This window comes from Dryocola clanedunensis subsp. sulfonylureivorans, assembly GCF_016756775.1.
Taxonomy (GTDB): Bacteria; Pseudomonadota; Gammaproteobacteria; order Enterobacterales; family Enterobacteriaceae; genus Dryocola; species Dryocola clanedunensis.
Map to the genome: position 1 here is coordinate 1 of NZ_JAERMU010000002.1, position 26,675 is coordinate 26,675.

The 26,675-nt window shown below is 53.8% G+C and carries 26 protein-coding genes; 8 read left to right on the forward strand and 18 right to left on the reverse strand.

Annotated elements, in window-relative coordinates; all coding sequences use genetic code 11:
• Positions 1-336 precede the first annotated feature (336 nt).
• Entirely contained in the window at positions 337-897 is a 561-nt protein-coding gene (gene gmhB / locus HYQ67_RS01865; protein WP_202301071.1) for a D-glycero-beta-D-manno-heptose 1,7-bisphosphate 7-phosphatase, read from the reverse strand.
• Positions 898-1,086: 189 nt separating this feature from the next.
• Between gmhB and metN the strand changes: the two genes are divergently transcribed.
• The 6 genes from metN to proS all read left to right on the forward strand — a co-directional run bounded on the left by metN (position 1,087) and on the right by proS (position 6,678).
• Positions 1,087-2,118 (forward strand): methionine ABC transporter ATP-binding protein MetN, encoded by a 1,032-nt coding sequence (metN, locus tag HYQ67_RS01870; RefSeq protein ID WP_202301072.1) that lies wholly within the window; start codon positions 1,087-1,089, stop codon positions 2,116-2,118.
• A complete protein-coding gene (locus tag HYQ67_RS01875) occupies positions 2,111-2,764 on the forward strand; it encodes a methionine ABC transporter permease MetI (RefSeq protein ID WP_202301073.1) in 654 nt (217 codons plus the stop codon). Before metN ends, HYQ67_RS01875 begins: the two co-directional genes overlap by 8 nt.
• 44 nt (positions 2,765-2,808) lie before the next feature.
• Positions 2,809-3,624: a methionine ABC transporter substrate-binding lipoprotein MetQ gene (gene metQ, locus HYQ67_RS01880; RefSeq protein WP_202301074.1), complete on the forward strand. Its 816-nt coding sequence runs from the start codon at positions 2,809-2,811 to the stop codon at positions 3,622-3,624.
• Between the two features lie 113 nt (positions 3,625-3,737).
• On the forward strand, positions 3,738-4,142 hold the full coding sequence (rcsF, locus tag HYQ67_RS01885) for an Rcs stress response system protein RcsF (RefSeq protein ID WP_202301075.1): 405 nt from the start codon (positions 3,738-3,740) through the stop codon (positions 4,140-4,142).
• Positions 4,139-4,846 carry a tRNA (N6-threonylcarbamoyladenosine(37)-N6)-methyltransferase TrmO gene (gene tsaA, locus HYQ67_RS01890; RefSeq protein WP_202301076.1) on the forward strand — a complete coding sequence of 236 codons (708 nt, stop codon included), beginning with the start codon at positions 4,139-4,141 and terminating at the stop codon, positions 4,844-4,846. The genes rcsF and tsaA overlap by 4 nt, the downstream gene beginning before the upstream one ends.
• Positions 4,847-4,959: 113 nt before the next feature.
• Positions 4,960-6,678 carry a proline--tRNA ligase gene (gene proS / locus HYQ67_RS01895; protein WP_202301078.1) on the forward strand — a complete coding sequence of 573 codons (1,719 nt, stop codon included), beginning with the start codon at positions 4,960-4,962 and terminating at the stop codon, positions 6,676-6,678.
• Positions 6,679-6,840: 162 nt separating this feature from the next.
• On the opposite strand, the gene nlpE is transcribed toward proS, so the two are convergent.
• Genes nlpE through HYQ67_RS01910 form a run of 3 tightly spaced genes read right to left on the reverse strand, consistent with a single transcriptional unit; the run spans position 6,841 to position 8,534 of the window.
• On the reverse strand, positions 6,841-7,536 hold the full coding sequence (gene nlpE / locus HYQ67_RS01900; RefSeq protein ID WP_202301080.1) for an envelope stress response activation lipoprotein NlpE: 696 nt from the start codon (positions 7,534-7,536) through the stop codon (positions 6,841-6,843).
• A gap of 36 nt (positions 7,537-7,572) precedes the next feature.
• Entirely contained in the window at positions 7,573-7,992 is a 420-nt protein-coding gene (gene arfB, locus HYQ67_RS01905) for an alternative ribosome rescue aminoacyl-tRNA hydrolase ArfB (RefSeq protein ID WP_202301082.1), read from the reverse strand.
• Positions 7,992-8,534: a YaeQ family protein gene (locus tag HYQ67_RS01910; RefSeq protein ID WP_202301083.1), complete on the reverse strand. Its 543-nt coding sequence runs from the start codon at positions 8,532-8,534 to the stop codon at positions 7,992-7,994. The genes arfB and HYQ67_RS01910 overlap by 1 nt, the downstream gene beginning before the upstream one ends.
• Before the next feature lie 203 nt (positions 8,535-8,737).
• Between HYQ67_RS01910 and HYQ67_RS01915 the strand changes: the two genes are divergently transcribed.
• Positions 8,738-8,938: a YaeP family protein gene (locus HYQ67_RS01915; RefSeq protein ID WP_202301084.1), complete on the forward strand. Its 201-nt coding sequence runs from the start codon at positions 8,738-8,740 to the stop codon at positions 8,936-8,938.
• A complete protein-coding gene (gene rof, locus HYQ67_RS01920) occupies positions 8,925-9,185 on the forward strand; it encodes a Rho-binding antiterminator (RefSeq protein ID WP_202301085.1) in 261 nt (86 codons plus the stop codon). Before HYQ67_RS01915 ends, rof begins: the two co-directional genes overlap by 14 nt.
• Positions 9,186-9,234: 49 nt before the next feature.
• On the opposite strand, the gene HYQ67_RS01925 is transcribed toward rof, so the two are convergent.
• The 14 genes from HYQ67_RS01925 to rseP form a co-directional block, all read right to left on the reverse strand.
• Positions 9,235-9,546 carry a c-type cytochrome gene (locus tag HYQ67_RS01925; RefSeq protein ID WP_202301086.1) on the reverse strand — a complete coding sequence of 104 codons (312 nt, stop codon included), beginning with the start codon at positions 9,544-9,546 and terminating at the stop codon, positions 9,235-9,237.
• On the reverse strand, positions 9,543-10,853 hold the full coding sequence (tilS, locus tag HYQ67_RS01930) for a tRNA lysidine(34) synthetase TilS (protein ID WP_202301510.1): 1,311 nt from the start codon (positions 10,851-10,853) through the stop codon (positions 9,543-9,545). Before tilS ends, HYQ67_RS01925 begins: the two co-directional genes overlap by 4 nt.
• 63 nt (positions 10,854-10,916) lie before the next feature.
• Complete coding sequence (locus HYQ67_RS01935; protein WP_202301087.1) at positions 10,917-11,306, reverse strand: VOC family protein; 390 nt, start codon at positions 11,304-11,306, stop codon at positions 10,917-10,919.
• Between the two features lie 57 nt (positions 11,307-11,363).
• A complete protein-coding gene (locus tag HYQ67_RS01940; protein ID WP_202301088.1) occupies positions 11,364-13,505 on the reverse strand; it encodes a lysine decarboxylase LdcC in 2,142 nt (713 codons plus the stop codon).
• Between the two features lie 116 nt (positions 13,506-13,621).
• Positions 13,622-14,581, reverse strand: coding sequence for an acetyl-CoA carboxylase carboxyl transferase subunit alpha (gene accA, locus HYQ67_RS01945; protein WP_202301089.1), 960 nt, complete (start codon positions 14,579-14,581; stop codon positions 13,622-13,624).
• A 12-nt stretch (positions 14,582-14,593) separates the two neighbouring features.
• Positions 14,594-18,076 carry a DNA polymerase III subunit alpha gene (gene dnaE / locus HYQ67_RS01950; RefSeq protein WP_202301090.1) on the reverse strand — a complete coding sequence of 1,161 codons (3,483 nt, stop codon included), beginning with the start codon at positions 18,074-18,076 and terminating at the stop codon, positions 14,594-14,596.
• 38 nt (positions 18,077-18,114) lie between these two features.
• Complete coding sequence (gene rnhB, locus HYQ67_RS01955; RefSeq protein ID WP_202301091.1) at positions 18,115-18,711, reverse strand: ribonuclease HII; 597 nt, start codon at positions 18,709-18,711, stop codon at positions 18,115-18,117.
• Positions 18,708-19,856: a lipid-A-disaccharide synthase gene (lpxB, locus tag HYQ67_RS01960; RefSeq protein ID WP_202301093.1), complete on the reverse strand. Its 1,149-nt coding sequence runs from the start codon at positions 19,854-19,856 to the stop codon at positions 18,708-18,710. Before lpxB ends, rnhB begins: the two co-directional genes overlap by 4 nt.
• Positions 19,857-20,645 carry an acyl-ACP--UDP-N-acetylglucosamine O-acyltransferase gene (lpxA, locus tag HYQ67_RS01965; RefSeq protein ID WP_202301095.1) on the reverse strand — a complete coding sequence of 263 codons (789 nt, stop codon included), beginning with the start codon at positions 20,643-20,645 and terminating at the stop codon, positions 19,857-19,859.
• Positions 20,646-20,648: 3 nt separating this feature from the next.
• Positions 20,649-21,104 (reverse strand): 3-hydroxyacyl-ACP dehydratase FabZ, encoded by a 456-nt coding sequence (gene fabZ, locus HYQ67_RS01970; protein ID WP_202301096.1) that lies wholly within the window; start codon positions 21,102-21,104, stop codon positions 20,649-20,651.
• Between the two features lie 114 nt (positions 21,105-21,218).
• The gene (lpxD, locus tag HYQ67_RS01975; RefSeq protein WP_202301097.1) at positions 21,219-22,244 is read right to left on the reverse strand and encodes a UDP-3-O-(3-hydroxymyristoyl)glucosamine N-acyltransferase; all 1,026 of its coding nucleotides are present in this window, start codon (positions 22,242-22,244) and stop codon (positions 21,219-21,221) included.
• A 3-nt stretch (positions 22,245-22,247) separates the two neighbouring features.
• Positions 22,248-22,748, reverse strand: a complete 501-nt coding sequence (skp, locus tag HYQ67_RS01980) for a molecular chaperone Skp (RefSeq protein WP_202301098.1) — start codon at positions 22,746-22,748, stop codon at positions 22,248-22,250.
• Positions 22,749-22,865: 117 nt separating this feature from the next.
• Positions 22,866-25,283 (reverse strand): outer membrane protein assembly factor BamA, encoded by a 2,418-nt coding sequence (gene bamA / locus HYQ67_RS01985; RefSeq protein WP_202301099.1) that lies wholly within the window; start codon positions 25,281-25,283, stop codon positions 22,866-22,868.
• Positions 25,284-25,316: 33 nt separating this feature from the next.
• Positions 25,317-26,669: a sigma E protease regulator RseP gene (gene rseP, locus HYQ67_RS01990; protein WP_202301100.1), complete on the reverse strand. Its 1,353-nt coding sequence runs from the start codon at positions 26,667-26,669 to the stop codon at positions 25,317-25,319.
• Positions 26,670-26,675: the final 6 nt, after the last annotated feature.

Genomic DNA, 26,675 nt, shown 5'->3' on the forward strand with positions numbered 1-26,675 from the left:
AATGAATTACTGCCTGGTCACTCTTCAAGACTTGATATTTTTTTGCATCCGAAGATGCTTGAGATATCAATCCTGCGAGTGCCCACACAGATTGTCTGATAAATTGTTAAAGAGCAGTGAGTTACGCGCTTTCGCTTGCTAACTCGAGGTGGCGTATACTACGCTTTCCTCTTTCAGAGTCAAGCGTTTATTTTCGCTTTCGTCTGACTGACGGGCCGGTTTGTAAGCCGTTGTGCCGTGTCAGTGGAGGCGCAGTATAGGGATTTTTCGGAGGCTGACAACCCCTATTTTCAAAATAATATTCAACCGGGTATTTTTTAATCGTTACGTTGGTTTTTAGCGCGATTTGATGGCTTCCGGCAGGTCGGCAAGGCTATTAATGACTAAATCCGCTGCTGCTTCGCCTTCTTCTGTTACGGGTTTACCGGTACGTACCAGCACTTTAGTCCCTACCTGTGCCGCTGCGGCCGCCTGCATATCTTCCAGTTTGTCACCAACCATATAAGAAGAAGCCATATCGATGTTCAGATACTCGCTGGCCGTCAGTAACATACCCGGCTGCGGCTTGCGGCAGTCACAGGTCTGACGGAACTCTTCTACTACTGCTTCCGGATGGTGCGGACAATAGTAGATGCCATCGAGATCAACACCTCGATCGGCCAGAGACCAGTCCATCCACTCGGTCAGGTTTTCGAAATCGTCTTCTGTAAACATACCGCGTGCGATGCCCGACTGGTTAGTAACCAGCACCAGCGCATAGCCCATCTCTTTTAATTCACGCATCGCATCAATGACACCATCGATGAATTCAAACTGGTCAACTTCATGCACGTAGCCGTGATCGACATTAATAGTGCCATCACGGTCGAGAAAAATAGCGGGAACGGACTGTGCCACGGGGTAACTCCTGAAACTGAATAATTGCGTCTAGTATCGCATGATTTAGGGAGTTGAGGACAAGAGAGCATCACGCCCCGATTGATTTAGACGTCTGGATGCCTTAACATCCATATCGATGACGGTCATCACCCGCCATCGGCAGAAGAAAATGCCACGGCTAACCCATATACGATAATAAATAACCTAATGATTAAACTTTCAAACATCACCAAAGTGTTCCAGCAGGGGAATCGCAGCATACAGGCGTTGAACAACGTCAGCCTGCACGTTCCTGCCGGGCAAATTTATGGCGTGATTGGCGCATCCGGCGCGGGTAAAAGTACCCTGATCCGGTGTGTGAACCTGCTTGAACGTCCAACCGAGGGTTCCGTTCTTGTTGATGGTCAGGAGCTGACTGCGCTGTCTGAAGGTCAATTGTCTAAAGCGCGTCGCCAGATTGGCATGATTTTCCAGCACTTTAATTTACTGTCATCACGCACCGTGTTCGGCAACGTGGCTTTGCCGCTGGAGCTGGACAATATGCCGCGTGAAGAGATTAAGCGTCGCGTCAGCGAACTTCTGGATCTTGTCGGCTTAAGTGAAAAGCATGACGTCTACCCTGCCAATCTTTCTGGCGGCCAGAAGCAGCGAGTTGCAATCGCCCGTGCGCTGGCGAGCAACCCTAAGGTTCTGCTGTGTGATGAAGCCACCAGCGCGCTGGATCCTGCAACCACCCGTTCAATTCTTGAATTGCTGAAAGATATTAATCGTCGTCTTGGATTAACGATTCTGTTAATTACCCACGAGATGGACGTCGTGAAGCGCATTTGTGATTGCGTTGCGGTCATCAGCGACGGCGAGCTGATTGAGCAGGATACGGTGAGCGAAGTGTTCTCTCATCCAAAAACCCCGCTTGCCCAGCAGTTTATTCAGTCCACGTTGCATCTGGATATCCCTGAAGACTACGCCAGACGTCTGAGCGCAGAAAAGCGCGATGACGTTGTGCCTTTACTGCGTATGGAGTTTACAGGTCAGTCAGTAGATGCTCCTCTGCTTTCAGAGACGGCCCGCACCTTTAATGTGAACAGCAACATCATCAGCGCGCAGATGGATTACGCCGGTGGCGTGAAGTTCGGCATCATGCTTTGCGAAATGCACGGTGCGCAAAACGACACGGAAGCCGCTATTGCCTGGCTGAAAGAACAACATGTAAAAGTAGAGGTGCTGGGTTATGTCTGAGCCAATGATGTGGTTGCTGTTAAAAGGCGTTTATGAAACGCTGGCGATGACGTTCGTATCCGGGTTTTTCGGCTTTGTTATCGGCCTGCCGGTTGGCGTGCTGCTGTATATCACTCGCCCGGGCCAGATTAGCGCCAACGCTAAGCTCTACCGCAGCATGTCTGCGCTGGTGAATATTTTCCGTTCGATCCCTTTCATTATCTTACTGGTGTGGATGATTCCATTTACCCGAGCTATCGTCGGAACCTCCATTGGCCTACAGGCCGCTATCGTGCCGTTAACCGTAGGTGCCGCACCGTTTATCGCCCGTATGGTGGAAAACGCGCTGCTGGAGATCCCGTCAGGCCTTATCGAAGCCTCCCGCGCGATGGGAGCAACACCTATGCAGATTATCCGTAAGGTTCTGCTGCCGGAAGCGATGCCTGGTCTGGTGAACGCTGCCACTATTACGCTCATCACATTGGTTGGCTATTCCGCAATGGGCGGTGCCGTTGGTGCCGGCGGTTTAGGTCAGATTGGCTATCAATACGGTTATATCGGTTATAACGCCACCGTAATGAATACGGTATTAGTGTTATTGGTGGTATTGGTGTATTTAATTCAGCTATCTGGCGATCGTATCGTCCGGGTCGTTACTCACAAATAAGACGTTCAACACAACATCGTTTTTTACTCAAGTAAGGAAGGGATATGTCTTTTAAATTTAAAACCTTTGCAGCTGTTGGTGCTTTGATTGGTTCGTTGGCTCTGGTGGGTTGTGGCCAGGACGAAAAAGATCCGAACCATATCAAAGTCGGCGTTATTGTCGGGGCTGAGCAGCAGGTAGCTGAAGTCGCTCAGAAAGTCGCGAAAGAGAAATACGGCCTGGATGTTGAGCTGGTTACCTTTAACGACTACGTACTGCCAAATGAAGCGTTGAGCAAAGGCGATATCGATGCCAATGCCTTCCAGCACAAACCTTACCTGGATCAGCAGATTAAAGATCGTGGCTACAAGCTGGTTTCCGTGGGCAGCACCTTCGTTTATCCAATCGCCGGCTACTCTAAGAAAATCAAATCTCTGGATGAGCTGCAGCCGGGCGCGCAGATTGCACTGCCTAACGACCCAACTAACCTTGGCCGTTCCCTGTTGCTGCTGCAGAAACAAGGTCTGATCAAACTGAAAGATGGTGTTGGCCTGCTGCCAACCGTTCTGGATGTGACCGAGAACCCTAAAAACCTGAAGCTGGTTGAACTGGAAGCACCGCAGCTGCCACGTTCCCTGGATGACGCGCAAATTGCTCTGGCCGTTATCAACACCACCTATGCAAGCCAGATTGGCCTGACGCCTGCGAAAGACGGCATCTTCGTAGAAGATAAAGACTCTCCGTACGTTAACCTGATCGTTGCTCGTGAAGACAACAAAGACGCAGAAAACGTGAAGAAATTTGTGCAGGCATACCAGTCTGACGAAGTTTACGAAGCGGCAAATAAAGTCTTCAACGGCGGCGCGGTGAAAGGCTGGTAAGTTTCCTTTCTGCCTTTTTTGCGTAAATAATCTAAGACGGGCTCATGCCCGTCTTGTTATTTGTGCGAGAGATTGCTTCAATAATCGCGGTTTTCATTCATTGAGGAAAAATTATGCGTGCTTTACCGATCTGTTTAGTAGCAGTCCTGCTGAGCGGCTGTTCTGTATTAGACAGATCCCCCGTTGAACCTGTACAAAGCACTGCAACTCCGGCCAAAGTTGAACCTGCTAAACCTAAAGCCCCACGCCCGGCTCCGGTAAAAATCTATACCAACGCAGAAGAACTGGTCGGCAAACCATTCCGTGACCTGGGTGAAGTCAGCGGTGACTCCTGCCAGGCAACAAATCAGGATTCCCCGCCAAATATACCCACCGCGCGTAAACGTCTGCAGATTAATGCCTCTAAAATGAAGGCTAACGCCGTTCTGTTGCACAGCTGTGAAGTCACCAGCGGCACGCCAGGCTGCTACCGTCAGGCCGTTTGCGTAGGTTCTGCCCTGAACGTATCGGCTAAATGACAGTATTTAGCTTTGAGCAAATTGGTGTCATCCGCTCGCCTTATAAAGAGAAGTTTGCCGTTCCGCGCCAGCCCGGTCTGGTAGCGGATGGCTGCGGCGAGTTGCATCTGCAATCGCCTTACAACCAGGCAGATGCCGTACGAGGTCTGGAAGGATTTAGCCACCTGTGGCTACTTTTCGTGTTCCATCAAACCATGGATGGCGGCTGGCGTCCCACCGTGCGCCCTCCTCGCCTGGGTGGCAATACCCGTATGGGCGTGTTTGCAACCCGTTCAACCTTCCGCCCAAATCCAGTCGGCATGTCGTTGGTTGAGCTCAAGGGTATTCGCTGTCAGAAAGATCAGGTTATTTTGCAGTTGGGCAGCCTTGATTTGGTGGACGGTACGCCCATTATCGATATCAAGCCCTACCTGCCATTTGCAGAAGCCTTGCCGAATGCCATTGCGGGATACGCGCAAAACGCCCCTGAAGCAGAGATGCCGGTTTATTTCACGGCTGAAGTAGAACAGCTGCTGGCAAAGCACGACAAACGTTACCCTAATATTGCGCGTTTTATCTCTCAGGTACTGGCGCAGGACCCTCGTCCAGCTTATCGTAAGGGAGAAGACGTGGGTAAAAGTTATGCCGTTGCGCTACTTGATTTTAACGTGCGCTGGCGCGTAACAGAGCAGGGTTCTGAAGTGTTTGCCGTTGAAGCACGCTAATTTATCGCCCCTCTCTTTAGACATCCCCGCCACACTGGTAAACTAAACCACTTTTTTTGAAGCAGGCTGCTCATGCAGCCGGTTATCCGTCGTTCAAATGGAACCGTAACAACATGCGTACTAGCCAATATCTGCTCTCCACGTTAAAGGAGACACCTGCCGACGCCGAAGTCATCAGCCATCAGTTGATGCTGCGCGCCGGGATGATCCGCAAACTGGCCTCCGGTTTATACACCTGGCTGCCGACAGGTTTGCGCGTTCTGAAGAAAGTCGAGAACATCGTGCGTGAAGAGATGAACAACGCCGGTGCCATCGAGCTATGTATGCCCGTTGTTCAGCCCGCAGATTTATGGCAGGAGAGCGGACGCTGGGAGCAGTACGGCCCGGAACTGCTGCGCTTTGTCGATCGCGGCGATCGTCCATTTGTGCTCGGTCCAACCCATGAAGAAGTGATCACTGACCTGATCCGCAACGAGCTGAGCTCTTACAAACAGCTGCCGCTGAACTTCTTCCAGATCCAGACCAAATTCCGCGATGAAGTTCGCCCACGTTTCGGCGTGATGCGCTCCCGCGAATTCCTGATGAAAGATGCTTACTCGTTCCATACCACGCAGGAATCTTTGCAGGAAACTTACGACGCGATGTATCAGGCTTACAGCAAAATCTTCACCCGTATGGGTCTGGATTTCCGTGCTGTTGAAGCCGACACCGGCTCTATCGGCGGCAGCGCTTCCCATGAGTTCCAGGTGCTGGCACAGAGCGGCGAAGATGACGTTATCTTCTCTACCGAATCTGACTTCGCGGCGAACATCGAGTTTGCTGAAGCTGTTGCTCCGGCGGCTGGCCGTGCGGCACCGACTGTGGAAATGACGCAGATCGATACCCCGAATGCAAAAACCATCGCTGAGCTGGTCGAGCAGTTCAACCTGCCGGTTGAGAAAACCGTCAAGACTCTGATGGTGAAAGCAACTGAAGGCAGCGCCTACCCGCTGGTTGCGCTTTTGGTTCGTGGCGATCACGAATTGAACGAAGTGAAGGCAGAAAAGCTGCCGCAGGTTGCCAGCCCGCTGACCTTCGCGACCGAAGCAGAAATTCGTGCCGCAGCCAATGCAGGCCCAGGTTCTCTCGGCCCGGTAGGTCTGCCCATCCCGGTCGTGATTGACCGCACCGTTGCCGCGATGAGCGATTTCGCCGCTGGCGCAAACATCGACGGTAAGCACTTTGTCGGCATTAACTGGGAGCGCGACGTCGCCCTGCCAGAAGTGGCGGACATCCGTAACGTGGTGGAAGGCGATCCAAGCCCGGATGGTAAAGGCACGCTGCTGATTAAACGCGGTATCGAAGTGGGCCATATCTTCCAGCTCGGCACCAAATACTCTGAATCAATGAAAGCTTCCGTGCAGGGCGAAGATGGTCGTAACCAGACGCTGACCATGGGCTGCTATGGTATCGGCGTGACGCGCGTTGTGGCTGCGGCCATTGAGCAGAACAACGACGAACGCGGTATTCTGTGGCCGGACGCGATTGCACCGTTCCAGGTGGCCATTCTGCCAATGAACATGCATAAATCTTTCCGCGTGAAAGAGCTGGCGGAAGAGCTGTACGCGACCCTGCGCGCCAAAGGCATTGACGTGCTGATGGACGATCGCAAAGAGCGTCCGGGCGTGATGTTTGCGGATATGGAGTTGATTGGCGTTCCGCATACCGTGGTTATCGGCGACCGTAACCTCGACAGCGAAGAAGTGGAATACAAAAATCGCCGCGTGGGCGAGAAGCAGATGATTAAGACCGGCGAAATCATTGATTTCCTGCTGGGCCAGATCCAGCGCTAACGCTCTCTTCACATAAAAGGCCCTGCTATGCAGGGCCTGATTCAGCGGTGGATGGCGCTTACGCTTATCCACCCTACAAAACCTGAGTTTCTCTCTTTATCGTAGGTCGGATAAGCAAAGCGTCATCCGACGCCACAAAAACTGAGCTTCCACTCTTTATCCTCAATTTGAACAGTCTTTTCCAGCTTCAAACTTCGCGGATTTATCCGCCACCAGCGTTTTTTGCAGTTCTCCGCTGTCCGGATTGGCCTCAAGCGTAAAGTGCGCTTCAATTTTCAGCAGTACCGGCTGCATATCTTTGCCACGGGCGGCAGCATAACCACGTTCCAGCGCAGCATTACTGGTTACCGCAAACGTTCGGCCGGTTGCGCAGTCCTGGAAGATAGCCGCATCTGCCATGTATTTATACATACCTTTCATCGCCATCGGCGTGGCAGGCAGGGCATCGCTTGTTGGTTGCAGCGTGTAATTGAGCTGAGATGCAATCGGATTGCCTTCACGGTCCAGCATCTCCAGCGCCTCACCTTTTGGACGGAAATAAAGTTTCTCACCGTCACTTTCGGTCAGCACAAGTTTATCCGCCGTACGCGCCCAGCTTCCGTAAGAAGCAAAGACTGATGGAGAAGCCGCGCCTTGATATCGTTGGTTCATAACCCAGGTTCCGTCTTTTTCGAGGAACAATGAAGTTTCGATACCTTCGCAGTCCGCGCACGGCAGCAAGCCTTTATAGCTTTGCTGCATTGGTTTGAGTTCAGCGGCCTGGGTTGGCTGCAACGTCTGTACTTCTGCCCGGTTATGACAACCAAACAGCGCAAAGAGGCTAAAGGCAGCCACTGCGGATAAGAGTAATTTATTCATCGTCTGTTCCTTATGCTGATGACCTGACGGCCCCTGTCACTCGGGGCGGCGGACTTTACCGCGTAACGATTTAGTCGTCGACTTCTGCGACTTTGACGCCAGCCTGCGTTCCTTAGAGGCCCTGGTTGGCCTGGTCGCCCTGCGGCTTTTCTGCTCCGCGGTTAATTCTTTTATCAAGGAGACTAGCCGGGCAACGGCGGCCTCACGGTTCATCTCCTGGCTGCGGTATTCCTGGGCTTTTATTACCACCACGCCGTCCGGCGTAATCAAATGGTGGCTGGCCGCAAGCAGCCGCTCTTTATAATACTCAGGCAGGCTGGAGGTGCGAATGTCAAAACGCAGATGAATCGCTGTTGAGGTCTTATTCACATGCTGCCCCCCGGCCCCCTGCGCGCGGATCGCCGTGATCGTCACTTCCTGATCGGGTATTTCTACCGATCGTGAAATACTGATCATTAGTGACGAAGCCACGGGATGAAGTGGATTTCGACGTTATTTTCTGCGTCGGACAACCAGATTGCCCCGTCCTGAATTGTTGCCTGCAGATTCATGCTGCGGGTGCCGAATGCGCTAAGCTGAGCGAGCTGTTCGTCGTCCAGATACCAGATGCTCAGGTTTTTGAACTGGCTTAGTTTGTTCTGGTTTTGCTGCCACCAGATTTCAGCAGCACGGCTATTGTAGGTAAAAAGCGCCACTTCAGCCGACTGGCTACAGGCTTTTTTCACCCGCCGCTCGTCCGGCAGGCCTAGCTCAATCCACAGGTCGATACCCATATGGTCATTTCGCAGCCAGATTTCCGGTTCTTCTTCCGCACTCAGGCCGCGGGAGAAAACCAGACGCTCATCGGCGTATTTGATCCACGCCAGCAGGCGCAGCATCATGCGTTCCTGGGTTTCAGAAGGATGGCGCGCCAGCGTCAGGTTGCTATCCATGAACTTGTTGCGATCGAGGTCGGCCACGTTGACCAACGCTTTATAAATTGTCGCTTTTAACGCCATCACACTTCTCCACACTAATTTGGCGCTCATTGTAACGAAAAGCACGATAAAACGCTGTTATCTATTACCCCTGCTGAAGATATGCTCGACTGATATCGGTTTCATCCCTGTGGTATAGTCACCTTGCTAAACAGAGTTTATCCTCGTAGGCTTAAGTTGCATCCACGAGTAAGTCTGAAGTCGAGACTCTGACAGGAGGGCATGTGGAAAAGTATTGTGAACTCGTTCGACAACGCTACGCGGAAATCGCGAGCGGTGATTTAGGTTACATTCCGGATGCGCTAGGTTGCGTCCTGAAGGTGCTGAATGAAGTGGCCTGTAATGAAGCACAGCCAGAATCAATCAGGGAACAGGCGGCGTATGCTGCCGCGAACTTACTGGTGAGCGATTATGTCTTTGAATGATGCCTATCAACCCATCAATTGTGATGACTATGACAATCTCGAGCTCGCCTGCCAGCAGAATTTATTATTGACGCTGGAGTTAAAAAGCGGGGAAGTGTTGAAAGTGAAAGCAAGCGACCTGGTGTCTCGTAAAAACGTCGAATATCTGATTATCGATGATGCGGGTAGCACGCTTGAAGTTCGCCTCGATAAGATTGCCAGCTTCAGTCACCCACAAATAGGGACCGTCGTGGTGAGCGAAGAGTAAAATATTTAACGCTATATACGAAGCGGGCAGCCTTATGGCTGCCCGTTTTTTATGGTTTCATCGAAGAATAGTAGGCTGCCAGGTTGCTGATATCCTCATCGGATAAGCCGCTGACATAGGCCTTCATAATTTCCGCCTGTCCGCCGCTGCGCTCGCCCTTCTTATAAGCCTGAAGCGAGTGCTCAAGATACTTTTCATTTTGCCCGGCCAGATTGGGATACATCGGGACGGAAACTTTGCCCGTTGCGCCATGACACGCCACGCACATTGCTGCTTTCTGCTCGCCGGCCTGCGCATCGCCGTTCGCCAGGGCAGGCAAACTGCACATCATCAGCCCGACCAGCACCATTACTTTTTTCATTGCTGCTTCTCCTTTTGCCAGTCTATACGCCAGCATGGTTGTTCCGTTGCCTGCCCTTCACGGGTGACAAATATCCCCGGAGCGGCGATGAGCTGCTCACCGTAAAAAATCAGCGGCGTGGTATCGCGCTGCCAGGAGGGAATTTGTAGCTCCTGCCAGATTTTCTTCAAAGTTCTACCCCGCTCGCGCCCGACGATATGCAGATTGCCGCTCGCTCTAAATCTCACGCTAACAGGCTCATCAGCAAGGGGCGCGCGAACAGCCTGCCCTGTCTCACCAATATTTAGCGTACCTAGACCTGCGGGAAGCACTAACGGTGCAAATGGAGCTTTCCAGTTCAATACCGTATCCCCCTGCCCGTCGACCAACGGCACCCAGTATAGCGCTCCCTGAAAACGACGCACCTCGTGCTCGCCCAGTCTTAAACGCGGATTGGCATCCTCGCGGCTTAGCGCTATTTCGTCCCACACTCGTTGTAACGCAGCACGAGAAGGCATTGCTGCCCGATGAAACGCAAACCAGCGCCGTATGAGCGCCGCGCGGCGAATGTCGCTAAGGCTGGCGAGTGGCGCAACGAGCAGACCGCCGTCCGAAAGCATCAGGGACGAGAGCTGTTCCGCAAGCAGCTCATCAAGCAACGCCTCCTGCTCTCCGCAAAGTTCTGCGCTGCGCACAACGCTGCGGGAAAAGTGTGGCCAGCGCTGCTGGAGTACCGGCAGGACGCGCAAACGCAGGAAATTTCTGTCATAGGCATCATCCTGATTGCTTTCGTCTTCGATCCACGTCAGCTGATGAGCTTCCGCCCATCTTTCCAGCTCCGCCCTGCTCTGCCCGAGCAAGGGGCGCAGCAAAGTCGTGCCGGAAAAATCGAGTTCCGCAGGCATCGCCGCAAGCCCCGCCGGGCCACTGCCGCGCTTAAGCGCCAGCAGAAACGTTTCGCACTGATCGTCCTGGTGCTGCGCTGTCAGCAAAACTTCCCCCGGCAGCAACGCTCCCGAGAACGCCTGATAGCGTGCCGCACGAGCCTGAGCTTCTGTCCCCTGTCCGTCATCCGCAAGCTGCACATGAGCCACCTCCAGCGGGACATCCCAATTCGCGCACAGCCGCTGACAATGCTGTACCCATTCATCCGCGTTCGGGCTGAGCCCATGATGGACATGCATAGCGCGCAGATTGAGTTCAGCTACGAGGATGTCGCGAAGTGTGACCAACTGATGCAGCAGAACGGTGGAGTCCAGCCCACCGCTAAACGCCACCAGCAAATTGCGGTGCGGATGAAGTGATGAAAGTAACGGACGCAGATCCATAGTCAGCAATTTACGTAAGGGTTTGCCCGGCACGTTACCGGGCAAAGGCGAGAGAGGCAAGCGTTACTGCTGGTAAAGTTCCAGCGGCAGGCCGTCGGGGTCGGCAAAGAAGGTAAAGCGCCGGTCGGTGAACGGATCGATACGAACCGGCTCACAGAGCACGCCATGTTTTTCGAGATGTTCAACGGCCCGATCGAGATCCTCAACGCTGAACGCCAGATGGCGCAAACCGCAGGCTTCCGGGCGGCTTGGCCGCGCCGGTGGGGATGGGAAAGAGAACAGCTCAATGACGTACTGGCCGTTCAGCGCAAGGTCGCCCTTCCAGGAGTCTCTTGCTTCCCGGTAAGCTTCAGCCTGTAACGTGAACCCGAGGATATCGCAGTAAAACTGTTTACTGAGCTGATAGTCCGAGGCGATGATAGCGATGTGATGAACCTGCTTTATACCCAGCATAGATGCTCCTTTGTCTTTTGGGGGCACGTTACCACCGCACCCCGGCAAATCAAGAGGCTAAGAATTTTTTAAGACTCGTACACGGTAGATGCCATCTTCTCCCAGCTTCGCGCCATGAATGTCGGTTTCGAAGCCAGGATAGTGTTCGCCAACGGAGCAAAGCATCAGCAGGAAGTCGAGCACCGCGCGGCTTTCGTTAGTGATCATCTCCCCCGGCATCACAACCGGCACGCCCGGTGGATACGGCAGGATCATGTTGGCAGAGACCCGGTTAATCAGCTGTTCGATCTCCACGGTTTCCACATTACCTTTAACCTGCTGCTGGTAGGCCTCGTGCGGCGTCAGCTTCATCTCTGGCAGACCGTCAAACGCCCGCAGCATCAGGTCTGGCAGGTTATGCTGCTTGATGAGCTTATGGATCCCCTGTGCCAGATCCTGAATGCGCATGTTGCGATAGAAATCAGGATCTTCCGCGTAGAGATCCGGCAGCATGTTTTTGACTCGTAGGTTGAGATCGTAGGATCGTTTGAATTCCGTCAGGCCACGCAGCAGGCTGAGCGCCTTGGTTTTGTCGATGCCGATACTGAACAGGAACAGCAGATTATACGGCCCGGTTTTCTCGACCACCACGCCACGCTCGTCCAGGAACTTCGCTACCAGCGCGGCGGGGATCCCTTCATCAGCCATTGCACCCAGCTCGCTCATGCCCGGCGTCAGAATCGTGACTTTAATCGGGTCGAGGTACATATGGTCAGCATCGGCATCTTTAAAACCATGCCAGTCTTCTTCGCCCGGGGAGATGGGCCAGCATGCCGCTTCATCCACGTGTTCCGGCTGCCAGATATCAAAGAACCAGTCTTCGGACTCCTCGCGTAGCCGCTGCACTTCACGACGAAAATGCAGTGCGCGCTCTACGGAGCGGTTAATAAGACGCTTACCCGGGTTGCCACGCAGCATGGCGGCCGCGGTTTCAATCGAGGCCACGATTGGGTAGCTCGGCGAAGTCGTGGTATGCATCATATAAGCTTCGTTGAACGTGTCCTCGTCGTAATCCCCTTTGATGTGGATTAGCGAGGCCTGCGATAGCGCCGCCAGAAGTTTATGGGTGGACTGCGTCTCGTAAATCACTTTCCCCGGCACCCGGTCGCCGCTCATGCCGCTTTTTCCCTGATAAATCGGGTGAAAGTTAGTGTAAGGCACCCAGGCGGAGTCGAAGTGGATGGAGGGAACGTCCAGCGTTTGCTTGATAAATTCGGTGTTGTAGAGCAGGCCGTCGTAGGTCGAGTTGGTAATGACCGCATGCACGGGCCACTGGGCATCCGGCGTAGCGGCGACTTTCGCCTCGATACTTTCACGTTCAAATTCGCGCTTCGGTATCCCGCCCAGAATCCCCAGCGCGTTACGCGTCGGTTTCAGCCAGATGGGCACCAGATCCGTCATCATCAGCAGATGCGTGAGGGATTTATGGCAGTTACGGTCGATTAATACGGTGCTGCCTGACGGTGCGGCGTACATCCCGACAATTTTGTTTGAGGTAGAAGTCCCGTTGGTCACCATGTAGCTCTGCTCCGCGCCAAAGGTACGGGCAATATACTCTTCTGCTTCCAGGTGTGGGCCAGTATGGTCGAGCAGAGACCCCAGCTCGGTGACGGAAATCGAGACGTCCGCCTTTAGCGTGTTGCCGCCAAAGAAATCATAGAACAGGCAGCCAACCGGGCTTTTCTGGTACGCCGTCCCCGCCATGTGGCCGGGCGTGCAGAAAGTGTATTTGCCCTCTTTCACATAGGTGAATAAAGCTTTGGTCAGCGGCGGAGTGATGTTGTCGAGATACTCGTTGGTGTACTGCTTAATGCGCTGAGCAATATCTTCCGCCGCGCTGAGGGCATATTCGAAGAACCACAGCGCCATGCGCATTTCGTTAACGCTGACGTCCAGTGAAGAGTGGGTATTGATAAACGCGTACAGCGGCAGGTATTCGTTCAGCAGATTGATGTCGCTGCACAGGTCGAGGCTGTACTCGTCCCAGTCAAAGATCACGCCGCAGACGCGAGGATTGTGTTCAATGAGTTTAAGCAGGTCGGTGCTGTTGGTGGGATAGATGGGTTGAAAGCCTTGCTTCTCAAGCTCCTTGTGCAGCTCTTTGATCGGCTCGTCTTTATAAAAAACGCCCTGGGGTCCCATAATGGCGATGATATTCACAGCTTACCTCCTGGAAAAAGTCTCTGGTAAGCATAGCGCAATGCGTTTTTCATTGATTCTTAAAACGCAAAAAGGGCCGGAAAATCCGGCCCTTAACGTCAATCTGGCTGAAGAGATCAGGCGTAGCCGTAGCTCATCAGACGCTGATAACGACGGTTAAGCAGCTCGTCTTTGTTCAGCACGTCCAGGTCGGCAAGATCTGCCAGCAGCTGCGCCTTCAAAGATGCGGCCATCGCCTGCGGGTTACGATGCGCGCCGCCCAGAGGCTCAGGGATCACGGTATCGACCAGCTTCAGCTCTTTCAGGCGCGGGGCAATAATGCCCATCGCTTCTGCGGCCAGCGGCGCTTTATCGGCACTTTTCCACAGAATAGAGGCGCAGCCTTCCGGGGAGATAACGGAATAGGTGCTGTACTGCAACATATTCACTTTATCGCCCACGCCGATTGCCAGCGCACCACCGGAACCGCCTTCACCAATCACCGTACAAATGACCGGCACCTTCAGGCGGGACATTTCACGCAGGTTACGTGCGATGGCCTCCGACTGACCGCGCTCTTCGGCACCCACACCAGGGTAGGCCCCAGGGGTGTCGATGAAGGTGATGATGGGCATATTGAAACGCTCAGCCATCTCCATCAGGCGCAGTGCTTTACGGTAGCCTTCTGGTGCTGGCATCCCGAAGTTGCGGCGAATTTTTTCTTTGGTTTCACGCCCTTTCTGGTGGCCGATGATCATCACCGGACGGCCATCAAGACGTGCGATACCGCCGACAATGGCTTTATCGTCGGCATAAGCACGGTCACCCGCCAGCTCGTCAAACTCATCAAAAGCCAGACGAAGGTAGTCGAAGGTGTACGGGCGCTGTGGATGGCGCGCCAGTTGAGCAATTTGCCATGCTCCTAAATCGGCGAAGATCTTACGGGTGAGCTCTACGCTTTTTTCACGCAGACGCTGCACTTCTTCATCCAGATTAATATCCAATTTTTCATCCTGACGGCTAACGGCGGTCAGGGAATCGATTTTCGCTTCCAGCTCTGCAATCGGCTGTTCGAAATCAAGGAAATTCAGACTCATAGTATTCCTGTATTAGTCAAACTCCAGTTCCACCTGCTCCGAACCTACCAGCGTTCTGAGATCGTTGAGTAAACGATCGCTGGGGGAAACACGCCACGCCGCGCCAAAACGCAAACGTGCTCGTGCATCCGCCCTCTGATAGTAGAGATGTACTGGAATTGTCCCCGAACGGTGGGGTTCCAGAGACTGACGGAGACGGTTTAAAAGCTGGTCATCAATTTGCCTGTCCGTCAGCGAGATAGCAAGCCCGCGCGCATACTTTTCACGAGCCTCGTCGATGTCCATCAATTCACGAGCGGTCATTTTAAGGCCGCCGCTGAAGTCATCAAAGCTGACCTGTCCGCTGACGATCAGGATACGGTCTTTTTCCAGCAGATGCTGGTACTTTTCTAACGCATCTGTGAATAACATCACTTCCAGACGACCAGAACGATCGTCGAGAGTACAGATGCCAATACGATTGCCTCTTTTGGTCACCATGACCCTGGAGGCAATCACCAGACCCGCAGCCGTGGTCATTTTACCACGTTCTGTCGGGTGCATCTCTTTCAGGCGCATGCCACCGACATAGCGCTCAATTTCTTTCAGGTACTGATTGATGGGGTGCCCGGTCAGATACAGCCCCAGGGTTTCCCTTTCACCATCCAGTACCGTGTGTTCCGGCCACGGAATGACGCTGGCGTAAGATTGCTCTACGACCTCAGGTTCATCGGCCAGTACACCAAACATATCCGCCTGGCCGATAGCCTCTGCTTTCGCATGCTGATCGGCGGCTTTCAGTGCATCGCCTAACGCGTTCATCAGCGCGGCGCGGTGCGGTCCCAGGCGGTCAAACGCCCCGGACATAATCAGTTTTTCCAGCACCCGGCGGTTGAGCTTTTTGGTATCCGTACGGGCGCAAAGATCGAACAGCTCCCGGAAGTAGCCGCCTTCGTTACGCGCTTCAATAATCGCTTCGATAGGGCCTTCGCCCACGCCTTTAATAGCGCCGATACCGTAAACAATCTCGCCTTCGTCGTTGACGTGGAAATGGTACTGCCCGGAGTTAATATCCGGCGGCAGAATTTTCAGCCCCATGCGCCAGCACTCATCCACCAGGCCCACAACCTTCTCGGTGTTGTCCATATCGGCGGTCATTACCGCCGCCATAAACTCAGCCGGGTAGTGTGCTTTCAGCCATAACGTCTGGTACGAAACCAGCGCGTAGGCGGCGGAGTGAGATTTGTTAAAGCCGTAACCTGCGAATTTCTCTACCAGATCGAAGATCTTAATCGCCAGCTCGCCGTCGATGCCGTTCTCTTTCGCTCCGTCTTCAAAACTGGAACGCTGCTTGGCCATCTCTTCGGGTTTCTTTTTACCCATTGCACGACGCAGCATATCCGCGCCGCCGAGGGTATAACCCGAAAGAACCTGGGCAATCTGCATGACCTGTTCCTGATACAGGATGATGCCATAGGTCGGCTCAAGTACCGGCTTCAGGCTTTCATGCTGCCACTGAATATCAGGATAGGAGATGGCTTCGCGACCGTGCTTACGGTCAATAAAGTTATCAACCATGCCGGACTGCAGCGGGCCCGGACGGAACAGGGCCACCAGGGCTATCATATCTTCGAAGCAGTCGGGCTGCAGGCGCTTAATCAAATCTTTCATGCCGCGGGATTCAAGCTGGAAGACCGCGGTGGTCTCCGAGCGCTGTAGCATATCGAAGCTTTTCTTATCTTCGAGCGGGATGGCGGCGATATCAATCGGTTCCAGCCCCTGCTTTTCCCGGCGCGGGTTAATCATCTTCAGCGCCCAGTCGATGATGGTCAGCGTACGCAAGCCGAGGAAGTCGAACTTCACCAGACCCGCGTATTCCACATCGTTTTTATCGAACTGGGTGACCGGGTTTTGCCCCTGGTCGTCGCAGTATAGCGGCGCAAAATCGGTAATTTTCGTTGGTGCGATAACCACGCCACCGGCGTGTTTACCGGCGTTACGCGTGACGCCTTCGAGCTTGCGCGCCATGTCGATCAGCGCTTTAACTTCTTCGTCTGCTTCGTAGATTTGCGGCAGCTGCGGTTCGGCTTCAAAAGCCTTCGCCAGCGTCATACCCGGATCAGGTGGGATCAGCTTAGAGATTCGATCGACAAACCCGTACGGATGACCGAGCACACGGCCAACATCGCGAATAACCGCTTTCGCCGCCATGGTGCCGAAGGTGATGATCTGCGATACCGCGTCGCGGCCGTACATTTCGGCCACGTGATCGATAACCCGATCGCGCTTCTCCATGCAGAAGTCGATATCGAAGTCGGGCATCGAGACGCGCTCAGGGTTCAGGAAGCGTTCGAACAGCAGGTCAAATTCCAGCGGATCGAGATCGGTGATTTTCAGTGCGTAGGCGACAAGCGACCCCGCACCGGAACCACGGCCAGGACCTACGGGCACGCCGTTATCCTTCGACCACTGGATGAATTCCATAACGATCAGGAAGTAGCCCGGGAAGCCCATCTGGTTGATAACCTGGAGTTCGATATCCAGACGCTCATCATAAGGCGGGCGTTTTTCAGCACGCACTTCCGGGTCCGGGAACAGAAACTCGAGGCGCTCCTCCAGACCTTCTTTGGATTTCACGACGAGGAAATCTTCGGTGGTCATCTCGCCCGTAGGGAACTGCGGCAGGAAGTATTCGCCGAGCCTGACGGTAACGTTACAGCGGCGGGCAATTTCCACGCTGTTTTCTAACGCTTCCGGGATGTCCGAGAACAGCTCGCACATCTCTTCTTCGCTGCGCATGTATTGCTGCGTGGAGTAGTTGCGCGGACGCTTAGGATCGTCGAGGGTGAAGCCATCATGGATCGCAACGCGGATCTCATGGGCGTCGAAGTCGGTCGCATCGATAAACCGCACGTCGTTTGTTGCCACCACCGGCAGGCCGCGCTCTTCGGCAAGCGCGACGGCAGCGTGCAGATAGTTCTCTTCATCGGCACGGCCAGTGCGGATCAGCTCAAGGTAGAAGCGATCGGCAAAATACTGCTGGTAGAACGCCAGGCACTGATCGACCTGGGTATCGTTACCACGCAACAAGTTTTTGCCAATATCCCCCATCCGACCGCCGGAAATCAGGATCAACCCTTCGTTCAGTTCAGCAAGCCAGCCGCGGTCGATAATCGGACCGGCCGCGCCGTATCCGCGCTGGTAGGCCTTTGAAATTAAAAGGGTCAGGTTCTGATAGCCAACGTTGTTGGCCGCAAGCACGGTCAGGTGGCTGAGTTCATCGCCCAGCAGTTCGTTGGCGACGTTAAAGTCCGCGCCGATGATCGGTTTGATCCCCGCACCGTGCGCTCCGCCATAGAACTTAACCAGGCCACACAGGTTGGTAAAATCGGTGATCGCCAGCGCAGGCATGTTCAGCGCCGCGGCTTTTTTGACCAGCGGGCCGATTTTTGCCAGACCATCGATCATGGAGTAGTCACTGTGCACCCGCAGGTGTACGAAACGTGGTTCAGCCATTTCTCATTCCGATTAAGTGTGTGCCAGAAACCCGCAGGTCAGGACGCAAGCCCGAGGGCGCGTTTGACCGGGGCAAAGCTGCGGCGATGATGCTCGGTGGCACCATGCTCTGCCAGCTTCTCGAGATGGAAAGCAGTTGGGTAGCCTTTATGCTGCGCAAATCCGTACTGCGGGAAACTCATATCCAGCACCGCCATTTCACGATCTCGCGTCACTTTGGCAAGGATGGAAGCGGCGCTGATTTCTGCCACCCGACTGTCGCCTTTGACCACCGCTAAAGAGGGCATCGGTAACGCAGGGCAGCGGTTGCCGTCGATCAGTACATATTCCGGCACAACGGCCAGGCCGGCCACTGCGCGCTGCATCGCCAGCATGGTGGCATGCAAAATATTCAGCTTATCAATCTCTTCCGGCTCGGCGCGGCCCAGACTCCAGCACAGTGCCTTTTCGATGATTTCCTCATACAGGGCGTTGCGACGCTTTTCAGAGAGCTTTTTGGAATCGGCCAGACCGACAATAGGCTTTGCCGGGTCGAGAATGACGGCAGCCGTAACGACAGCGCCGACCAGCGGGCCACGGCCCACTTCATCCACACCCGCAACCAGCTGCGTGTGTGGATAGATGAATTCTATCATTTTGCTAACTCCAGCACGGCGTCTGCCGCCTGAACGTCTGCGTTACAGCGAATTTGCTCGTGCAGATGGCGGAAGGTATCGTGCATCTGGTGGCTCTGCGCCCCATCTTCCAGCAGCGGCTCAAGGGCAGCGGCAAGTTTCACCGGCTCGCACTCCTCCTGGAGCAGCTCTTTTACCAGCTCACGTCCGGCCAGAAGATTAGGCAGCGAGACGTAATCGGTTTTCACCAGCCGCTTTGCCAGCCAGAAGGTGAACGGCTTCATGCGATAGCCAACCACCATCGGACATTTCGCCAGCATGCATTCCAGCGCGGCCGTGCCAGAGGCCAGCAGTGCCGCATCGCTGGCGACCATCGCCTCGCGGCCCATGCCGTCCAGCAGATGAGCATGAAGCTCAGGAGCAATTTCTGCTTTGATGCGTTCGAACTGCTCGCGTCGTTTAGCGTTAACCAACGGAACCACAATTTCGAGATCCGGGAAGCGCTTACGCAGCAGCTGTGCCGTGCGCAGGAAATCTGCGCTCAGCATCTCGACCTCTGCCCCGCGGCTGCCGGGCAACAGGGCCAGACACTTCACGTCAGGGGAGATGCCAAGCGTGGCTCGCGCCGCATTTTTATCAGGGTCCAGCGGCATGGCATCCGCCATGGTATGGCCGATAAAACGACACGGAACGTTGAAACGATCGTAAAACGCTTTTTCGAAAGGCAGAAAAGCGAGCACCAGATCGGTGGCTCTGCCAATTTTGAAAACACGTTTTTGTCGCCAGGCCCAGACGGACGGACTGACGTAATGAATCGTACGAATGCCCTGCTTCTTGAGATTACCTTCGAGCGTGATATTAAAATCAGGCGCGTCGATGCCAACGAAGACATCCGGCGCAAGCTCGGTAAAACGGCGGGTAAGATCGGCGCGGATGGTTAACAGACGACGCAGACGACCGAGCACTTCTACTATGCCCATCACCGCCAGCTCTTCCATCTCATACCATGCTTCGCAGCCTTCGGCCTGCATCAGCGGCCCGGCAACACCCACAAAGCGGGCGTCCGGGTGGCGAGCTTTCAGCGCGCGAATCAGACCTGCACCAAGAATATCGCCGGAAGTTTCTCCGGCGACCAGGGCAATCGTTAAGGGACGACCAGGCTTCATTTAGCGAATCAGGCCGCGCGTGGAGCGGGCAAAGAATTCAACAAATGCGTTCACTTCCGGATGCTGTTTTGCAATTTCAGCAATTTCCGGCTTTGCCTCGTCGAGGGTTTTGCCGCTGCGGTACAGCAGCTTGTAAGCGTTGCGGATAGCGTGCAGCGCTTCTTTGCTGAAGCCGCGGCGCTTCAACCCTTCGAGATTCACGCCAAACGGTGTTGCGTGGTTGCCCTGCGCGATAACGTACGGTGGAACATCCTGTGCCACACCGGAGCAGCCGCCAACCATCACGTGCGCCCCAATGATGCAGAACTGGTGTATTGCCGTCATACCACCGATGATCGCAAAATCATCGACGGAAACATGACCAGCAAGCGTGGCGTTATTTGCGAGGATACAGCGGTTACCTACGGTGCAGTCATGCGCCACGTGGGCGTTGATCATCAGCAGGTTATCGCTGCCCACCTTCGTCAATCCACCGCCCTGCTCTGTACCACGGTGGATGGTGACGCTTTCGCGAATGCGGTTGCGATCGCCAATTTCCACGCGGGTCGGCTCACCAGCATATTTAAGGTCCTGGTTAACTTCACCAATGGAGGCGAACTGATAAATCTCGTTATCACGGCCAATGGTCGTATGACCATTCACCACGACGTGAGACTTCAGTACGGTACCCTCACCGATCTCAACATGCGGACCCACCACACAAAACGGGCCAATGTGAACGTTGGCACCAATGACGGCACCCTCTTCCACAATGGAGGATGGATGAATAAAGGCGGATTTATCAATCACGTATCAGCTCTCCCGGCTGCGGGCACACATCATGGTTGCTTCGCAGACAATTTTACCGTCAACGGTTGCCACGCCTTTGAAGCGCGTCAGACCACGGCGGGTTTTCTCGAAAGTTACTTCCATGATCATCTGATCACCAGGCACAACGGGACGCTTGAAGCGCGCTTCGTCGATACCCGCAAAGTAATACAGTTCGCCAGGCTCCAGTTTGCCTACGCTTTTAAACGCCAGGATACCGGTGGCCTGCGCCATCGCTTCAAGGATCAAAACGCCCGGAAAAATGGGTTTGCCAGGGAAGTGGCCCTGGAAAAACGGCTCGTTTACGGAGACATTTTTTACTGCGCGCAGAAAACGACCTTCTTCAAAATCCAGCACACGATCAACCAGTAAGAATGGAAAACGGTGCGGCAGAAGCTCTAAAATCTCTTCAATGTGCAGAGTATGAGTGTCGGTAGTCAAAATACTCTTCCTGTCCAAATGTACTAAATGACAATAATAACACGGCCTGCGGCTATCAGCAGATAGCTTGCAGGCCGCAAATCAGAAATACTCTACGTCTTGGGCTGGCGATGTTCAGTCTTGTTGATTGACCTTACGCTCGATGGTTTTTAAGCGTTTGCTCATCTCATCGATATTCATCACCAGCGCAGCGGTTTTACGCCACGCTTTATTCGGCTGCAGCGGGATGCCCGAAGAATAGACGCCGGGCTCCTTGATTGGGCGCATAACCATGCCCATTCCTGTTACGGTGACCTTATCGCAGATCTCCATATGCCCGTTGATGACACTTGCCCCGCCAATCATGCAGTAGCGCCCGATTTTGAGGCTACCGGCCATGATGACGCCACCCGCAACGGCAGTATTGTCGCCAATCACAACGTTATGTGCAATCTGGCACTGGTTATCAATGATAACACCATTGCCAATAATCGTGTCATCCAGCGCACCACGGTCGATGGTCGTACAGGCACCGATTTCTACACGGTCGCCAATGATCACTCGGCCCAGCTGGGGGATCTTCACCCAGTTGCCGCGATCGTTAGCATAGCCAAACCCGTCAGCACCGATAACCGTGCTCGACTGGATAAGGCATTGCTCACCGATCTGAATTTCATGGTAAACGGAAACGTTCGCCCACAGGCGGCTTCCGGCACCGATTTGGGTATTTTTACCCACAAAGCAGCCAGGGCCGATAACCACGTTATCACCCAGCACAACGCCAGATTCGATAACGGCATTCGCGCCAATCGCTACGTTGTTCCCCAATGTCGCAGTTGCATCAATCACCGCGCTCGGCGCGATGTTTTGTGCCGGCTGCGGCGTGGAGTCTAAAATTTGCGCCATACGGGCGTAGGTCAGGTAGGGATTCTTCACTACCAGGGCCGCACCTTTCGCGAAAGGCAGGTCGGCTTCAGTCATCACGACGGCAGAAGCCTGGCAAGTGGCCAGCTGCTCATGATAACGAGGGTTAACGATGAACGTGATGTGGCCTGCCTGGGCCGTTTGCATAGATGCAACGCCGGTGATGACGAAATCGCCATCACCGTGCAATTCTGCATCCAACTGCTGGGCTAATTCAGCCAGTCGAATTGAAGACATTACTTATTTAACCTGTTTCAGTACATCTGCAGTGATGTCTTTCACGTCGCTACCAGCATACGCCACGGTGCTGGTGTCCAGCACAACGTCATAGCCTTTGTCGTCAGCAACTTTCTTCACAGCGCCCTGGATACGAGTAACCAGTTTGCCGCGCTCTTCAGCAGAGCGACGTTGACGATCCTGTTCAAAAGCCTGCGCTTTTGTGGAGAACGCCTGGCGCTGAGCCATCACGTCTTTTTCCAGTTTGCTACGATCGCTGGCTTTCATGGTGGAGCCATCGCGCTGCAGACGTTGCATTTTGGATTGCAGGCTGTTTTCCATTCCCTGAAGTTCAGAGGCACGGCCTTTGAACTCGTTTTCCAGAGTTTTGGTCACGCCCGTGTTTTTTGCAACTTGTTGGAACAGGTTGCCCATGTTAACAACGGCGATACTTTCAGCAGCCTGAACGCTGGCTGATGCCGCCATCGCGAGGCCAAGACCTGCAGCAAATAACCACTTTTTCACAATAAACTCCTTACCATCCCATATGTGCCCGAGAGCACTGTTTTTGCGTGTACCAGTCGGGATATACCCGACTGTATCAGCGCGTCACTGCGTATCGCATTCCTTCGCGCCGAACAATTACCAGGTTTTACCAATGTTAAACTGGAACTGTTCCGCTTTGTCGCCATCGTATTTCTTGAACGGCTGGGCATAAGAGAAGACCAGCGGTCCTAATGGTGACATCCATTGCAATGCTAAACCTGCGGACATACGAATGTTGCTTGGGTCACCGTAATCCGGCACGCCAGCTGCTTTCGTCTCCGCGGTGTTTTCCCAGTTGGTATCCCACACGGTACCCGCATCCACGAACAGGGAAGTACGAACCGAGTTCGCGTACTTCTCGCTCAGGAATGGCGTAGGGGTGATCAGCTCAAGGCTTGCCACACCCATGGCGTTACCGCCCACCGCATCGTCGGAATCACAGACCTCTTTCGAAGAAGTCTTATAGCAGTTATCCGTGTCGTTGCCGCCATAGTAGACCGCTTTTGGACCGATGTTGTTGGACTGGAAACCACGAACCGTGCTGGAACCACCGGCATAGAAGTTTTCATAGAATGGCAGCTCTTTACCACCGATTCCGTCACCGTAACCCCAACGTGTACGACCCAGGACGACCCACGTGTGGTCATCGTTGATTGGGAAGTAGCTCGCCGTGTCCAGCGTGACTTTATAGAACTCGTTATCGGAGCCCGGTACGGTCACCTTACCATTAAGGTTGACGCGTGAACCCTGGGTCGGGAAGTATCCGCGGTCCAGTTTGTTGTACGTCCAACCATAGTTCAGCGTGAAGTCATCTGCCGCAAAGCTGTTGTCGTCAGAGGTTTTCGACGTGCTCTGCCCCACAGAATCAAGGTAACGCCACATCGCAACCTGCGGCTGCATGTTGGACAGGTCATTGTGCACGTAGCCCAGACCCAGACGCAGTGAGTTGTATTCGTTGACCGGGAAGCCCAGCGTGCCGTCTACACCATAACTTTTGTTGGTATAGTCAGACAGATCGGCATCATCAGCTTTAAAGTCGTTATAGAAGATACGACCACCGAGGCTGACGCCATCGACGGTGAAGTACGGATCTGTAACGGACAATTCAGCATAGGTCTGGTAGTCGTTTTTGGTCCCGTTGATGCCAACGGAGTAACCGGTACCTAACCAGTTATCCTGCTGTACACCCACCTGGAAGCTGATACCACTTTCCGTGCCGTAACCGACACCAAAGTTGAAGCTACCGGTGTTACGTTCTTTCACCTTGTAAACAACGTCCACCTGATCCGGGCTACCGGAAACGCGCTGGGTGTCGACATCGACGGTTTCGAAATAGCCGAGACGGTTCAGACGCTCTTTACCCGCATCAACCATATCGCTGCCCAGCCAGGCCCCTTCCATCTGACGCATTTCGCGACGCAGAACGGAGTCTTTACTGGTGTCGTTGCCTTCGAAGCGAATTTTACGCACGTAGTAACGGTTGCCGGAATCAACGCTGACATGCAGCTTAACGGTCTTATCTGTATCGTTGATTTCAGGCTGAGTCTGCACGCGTGGATAGGCGTAGCCGTAACGACCCAACAGTTTCTTGATGTCGTCTTCCATCTTGGTGACTTTGGTGCCGTTGTAAAGCTCACCCGGTTTCATCTTGGTCAGGCTGTCGATTTCAGCGGAGTGCCCGGCAAGATTACCGTTCACCGATACGCCAGCAATTTTGTATTGCTCGCCTTCGGTGATGTTGATCGTCACGTAGATGCTTTTCTTGTCCGGCGTCAGGCTGACCTGCGTGGAGTCGATGTTAAAGCGTGCATAGCCGCGATCCAGGTAGTAACTGCGCAAGGTTTCAAGGTCACCCGCCAGTTTCTGCTTCTGGTATTTACGATCGCCCACCACGTTCCACCATGGCACTTCATCGCGCAGCTGGAAGTGTGAGATGAGTTCGTCGGTGGAAAACGCATGGTTGCCAACGATGTTGATCTGCTGGATTTTCGCGGAAACGCCTTCCTGGAATACCAGTTTCAGATCGACACGGTTACGCGGCAGCGGCGTGACCACGGCTTTAACGCTGGCACTGTACTTACCAACGCTGTAGTAAAAATCTTCCAGCCCTTTCTCGATATCGGCAAGGGTGGTTCTGTCCAGTGATTCACCGACACGCACGCCAGAAGCCTCAAGGTTCTGCTTAAGCATGTCGTCCTTCACGGACTTGTTTCCAGAGAAGGTAATACTCGCAATGGTTGGTCGTTCTTTTACCTGAACGACCAGCGTTTGACCGTCACGCAACACGCGAACATCTTCGAAGTTCCCGGTAGCAAACAGTGAGCGGATAGTATTACTGATATCCTCGTCAGAGACAGTGTCGCCTACGCGAACCGGCATGCTGAGGAGGGCCGCACCGACGGCGACTCGCTGCAGGCCTTCGAAATGAATGTCCTTCACTACGAACCCGTCTGCACCGTATACGGTGGCGCTGCTAAACAGCAGCGACGCTATGAGCAACTTTTTCATCGCCATCGTTGTTATGCGTTCTTCCTAACCTAATTCTCTCTAAATCCGAGAGAAATCATTGAAAAGTGCAAGCCCCATCAACAGCACCAGCAAGATCGAGCCGATGCGGTAACTAAAGTCTTGAACTCGCTCGGAAACCGGTCCGCCCTTCAGTTTTTCAATCGCCAAAAAGAGCAGATGCCCGCCGTCCAGAACGGGGAGCGGAAACAGATTGATGATGCCCAGATTGACGCTAATCAACGCCAGGAACATCAGGTAGTAAATCAACCCGAATTCCGCCGACATACCTGCCCCTTGAGCTATGGAGATTGGCCCACTGAGGTTATTCAGTTTTACGTCACCGGTTATTAATTTCCCCAGCATGTTGACCGTCAGCTTCATCAGGTGCCACGTTTTATCCGTGGCTTCTGCTACTGCAACAAACGGCCCATACTGGCGCACTGTCTTATACTCATCTGGCAGCGGGATAACCTTAGGTACCACACCCGCAAACCCTTCGGCCTTTGCTTTACCCGGTTTTGTATCCGGTATCAGCGTTAAAGACAAGGACCGTCCCTGTCTTTCAACTTCAACAGCCAGCGGACTGGCCGGGTTATCACGAACCAGAGTGACAAACTGTGTCCACTGATTGATAAGCGCACCGTTGACTTTAACGATCCTGTCCCCGGCTTGCAAACCCGCCTTACTGGCTGCTGATTCAGGTTGTACTGCTTCCAGCACCGTTTCGACCTGTGGACCCTTCGGTCTGATACCTATCGAAACAATGGGATCTTCTTTGTCAGGCTCAAACTGCCAGTGACGTAAATCGAGCGTTTTCTCACTGGTCATATTCGTCCCGAAAGGTGCCAAAGTGACGCGAGAACTTTCATCGCCAATCTTCGCTACCAGCGCAAGACGAACTGCATCCCAATCAGGCGTTTCGATACCATCAATCGCTTTAAGTTCCGTGCCTGGTGCAATTTGTGCTATCGCCGCTATCGAATTGGGTGTTATTTCGCCAATAACCGGACGTACACCGGGAACACCGATGATAAACACCAGCCAGTATGCAAACACGGCAAAGATGAAGTTGGCAATCGGACCGGCGGCAATAATCGCCGCTCGCTGCGAGACAGTTTTATTGTTGAAGGCGTAATGTCGCAGCTCCGGACTCACCGGCTCTACGCGCTCATCAAGCATTTTGACATAGCCGCCCAGGGGGATGAGGGCGATGACAAATTCAGTGCCGTGGCGATCGGAACGGCGCCAGAGTGCTTTACCAAATCCAATGGAAAAGCGCTCTACGCGCACACCACAGCGACGGGCAACCCAGAAATGGCCAAACTCGTGCACGGTAATCAAAACACCCAGTGCAACGATAAATGCTGCCAGATTCCAGAGTATGCTCAGCATAAAACC

Coding starts and splice junctions, on each gene's coding strand:
- HYQ67_RS01925 (WP_202301086.1), bottom strand. CDS start 9,546: ATGAAAAAAGTAATGGTGCTGGTCGGGCTGATGATGTGCAGTTTGCCT.
- rof (WP_202301085.1), top strand. CDS start 8,925: ATGTCTTTGAATGATGCCTATCAACCCATCAATTGTGATGACTATGAC.
- bamA (WP_202301099.1), bottom strand. CDS start 25,283: ATGGCGATGAAAAAGTTGCTCATAGCGTCGCTGCTGTTTAGCAGCGCC.
- dnaE (WP_202301090.1), bottom strand. CDS start 18,076: ATGGCTGAACCACGTTTCGTACACCTGCGGGTGCACAGTGACTACTCC.
- metQ (WP_202301074.1), top strand. CDS start 2,809: ATGTCTTTTAAATTTAAAACCTTTGCAGCTGTTGGTGCTTTGATTGGT.
- accA (WP_202301089.1), bottom strand. CDS start 14,581: ATGAGTCTGAATTTCCTTGATTTCGAACAGCCGATTGCAGAGCTGGAA.
- rcsF (WP_202301075.1), top strand. CDS start 3,738: ATGCGTGCTTTACCGATCTGTTTAGTAGCAGTCCTGCTGAGCGGCTGT.
- rseP (WP_202301100.1), bottom strand. CDS start 26,669: ATGCTGAGCATACTCTGGAATCTGGCAGCATTTATCGTTGCACTGGGT.
- lpxB (WP_202301093.1), bottom strand. CDS start 19,856: ATGAAGCCTGGTCGTCCCTTAACGATTGCCCTGGTCGCCGGAGAAACT.
- HYQ67_RS01910 (WP_202301083.1), bottom strand. CDS start 8,534: ATGGCGTTAAAAGCGACAATTTATAAAGCGTTGGTCAACGTGGCCGAC.
- arfB (WP_202301082.1), bottom strand. CDS start 7,992: ATGATCAGTATTTCACGATCGGTAGAAATACCCGATCAGGAAGTGACG.
- nlpE (WP_202301080.1), bottom strand. CDS start 7,536: ATGAATAAATTACTCTTATCCGCAGTGGCTGCCTTTAGCCTCTTTGCG.
- rnhB (WP_202301091.1), bottom strand. CDS start 18,711: ATGATAGAATTCATCTATCCACACACGCAGCTGGTTGCGGGTGTGGAT.
- HYQ67_RS01875 (WP_202301073.1), top strand. CDS start 2,111: ATGTCTGAGCCAATGATGTGGTTGCTGTTAAAAGGCGTTTATGAAACG.
- HYQ67_RS01935 (WP_202301087.1), bottom strand. CDS start 11,306: ATGCTGGGTATAAAGCAGGTTCATCACATCGCTATCATCGCCTCGGAC.
- tilS (WP_202301510.1), bottom strand. CDS start 10,853: ATGGATCTGCGTCCGTTACTTTCATCACTTCATCCGCACCGCAATTTG.
- metN (WP_202301072.1), top strand. CDS start 1,087: ATGATTAAACTTTCAAACATCACCAAAGTGTTCCAGCAGGGGAATCGC.
- tsaA (WP_202301076.1), top strand. CDS start 4,139: ATGACAGTATTTAGCTTTGAGCAAATTGGTGTCATCCGCTCGCCTTAT.
- lpxD (WP_202301097.1), bottom strand. CDS start 22,244: ATGTCTTCAATTCGACTGGCTGAATTAGCCCAGCAGTTGGATGCAGAA.
- proS (WP_202301078.1), top strand. CDS start 4,960: ATGCGTACTAGCCAATATCTGCTCTCCACGTTAAAGGAGACACCTGCC.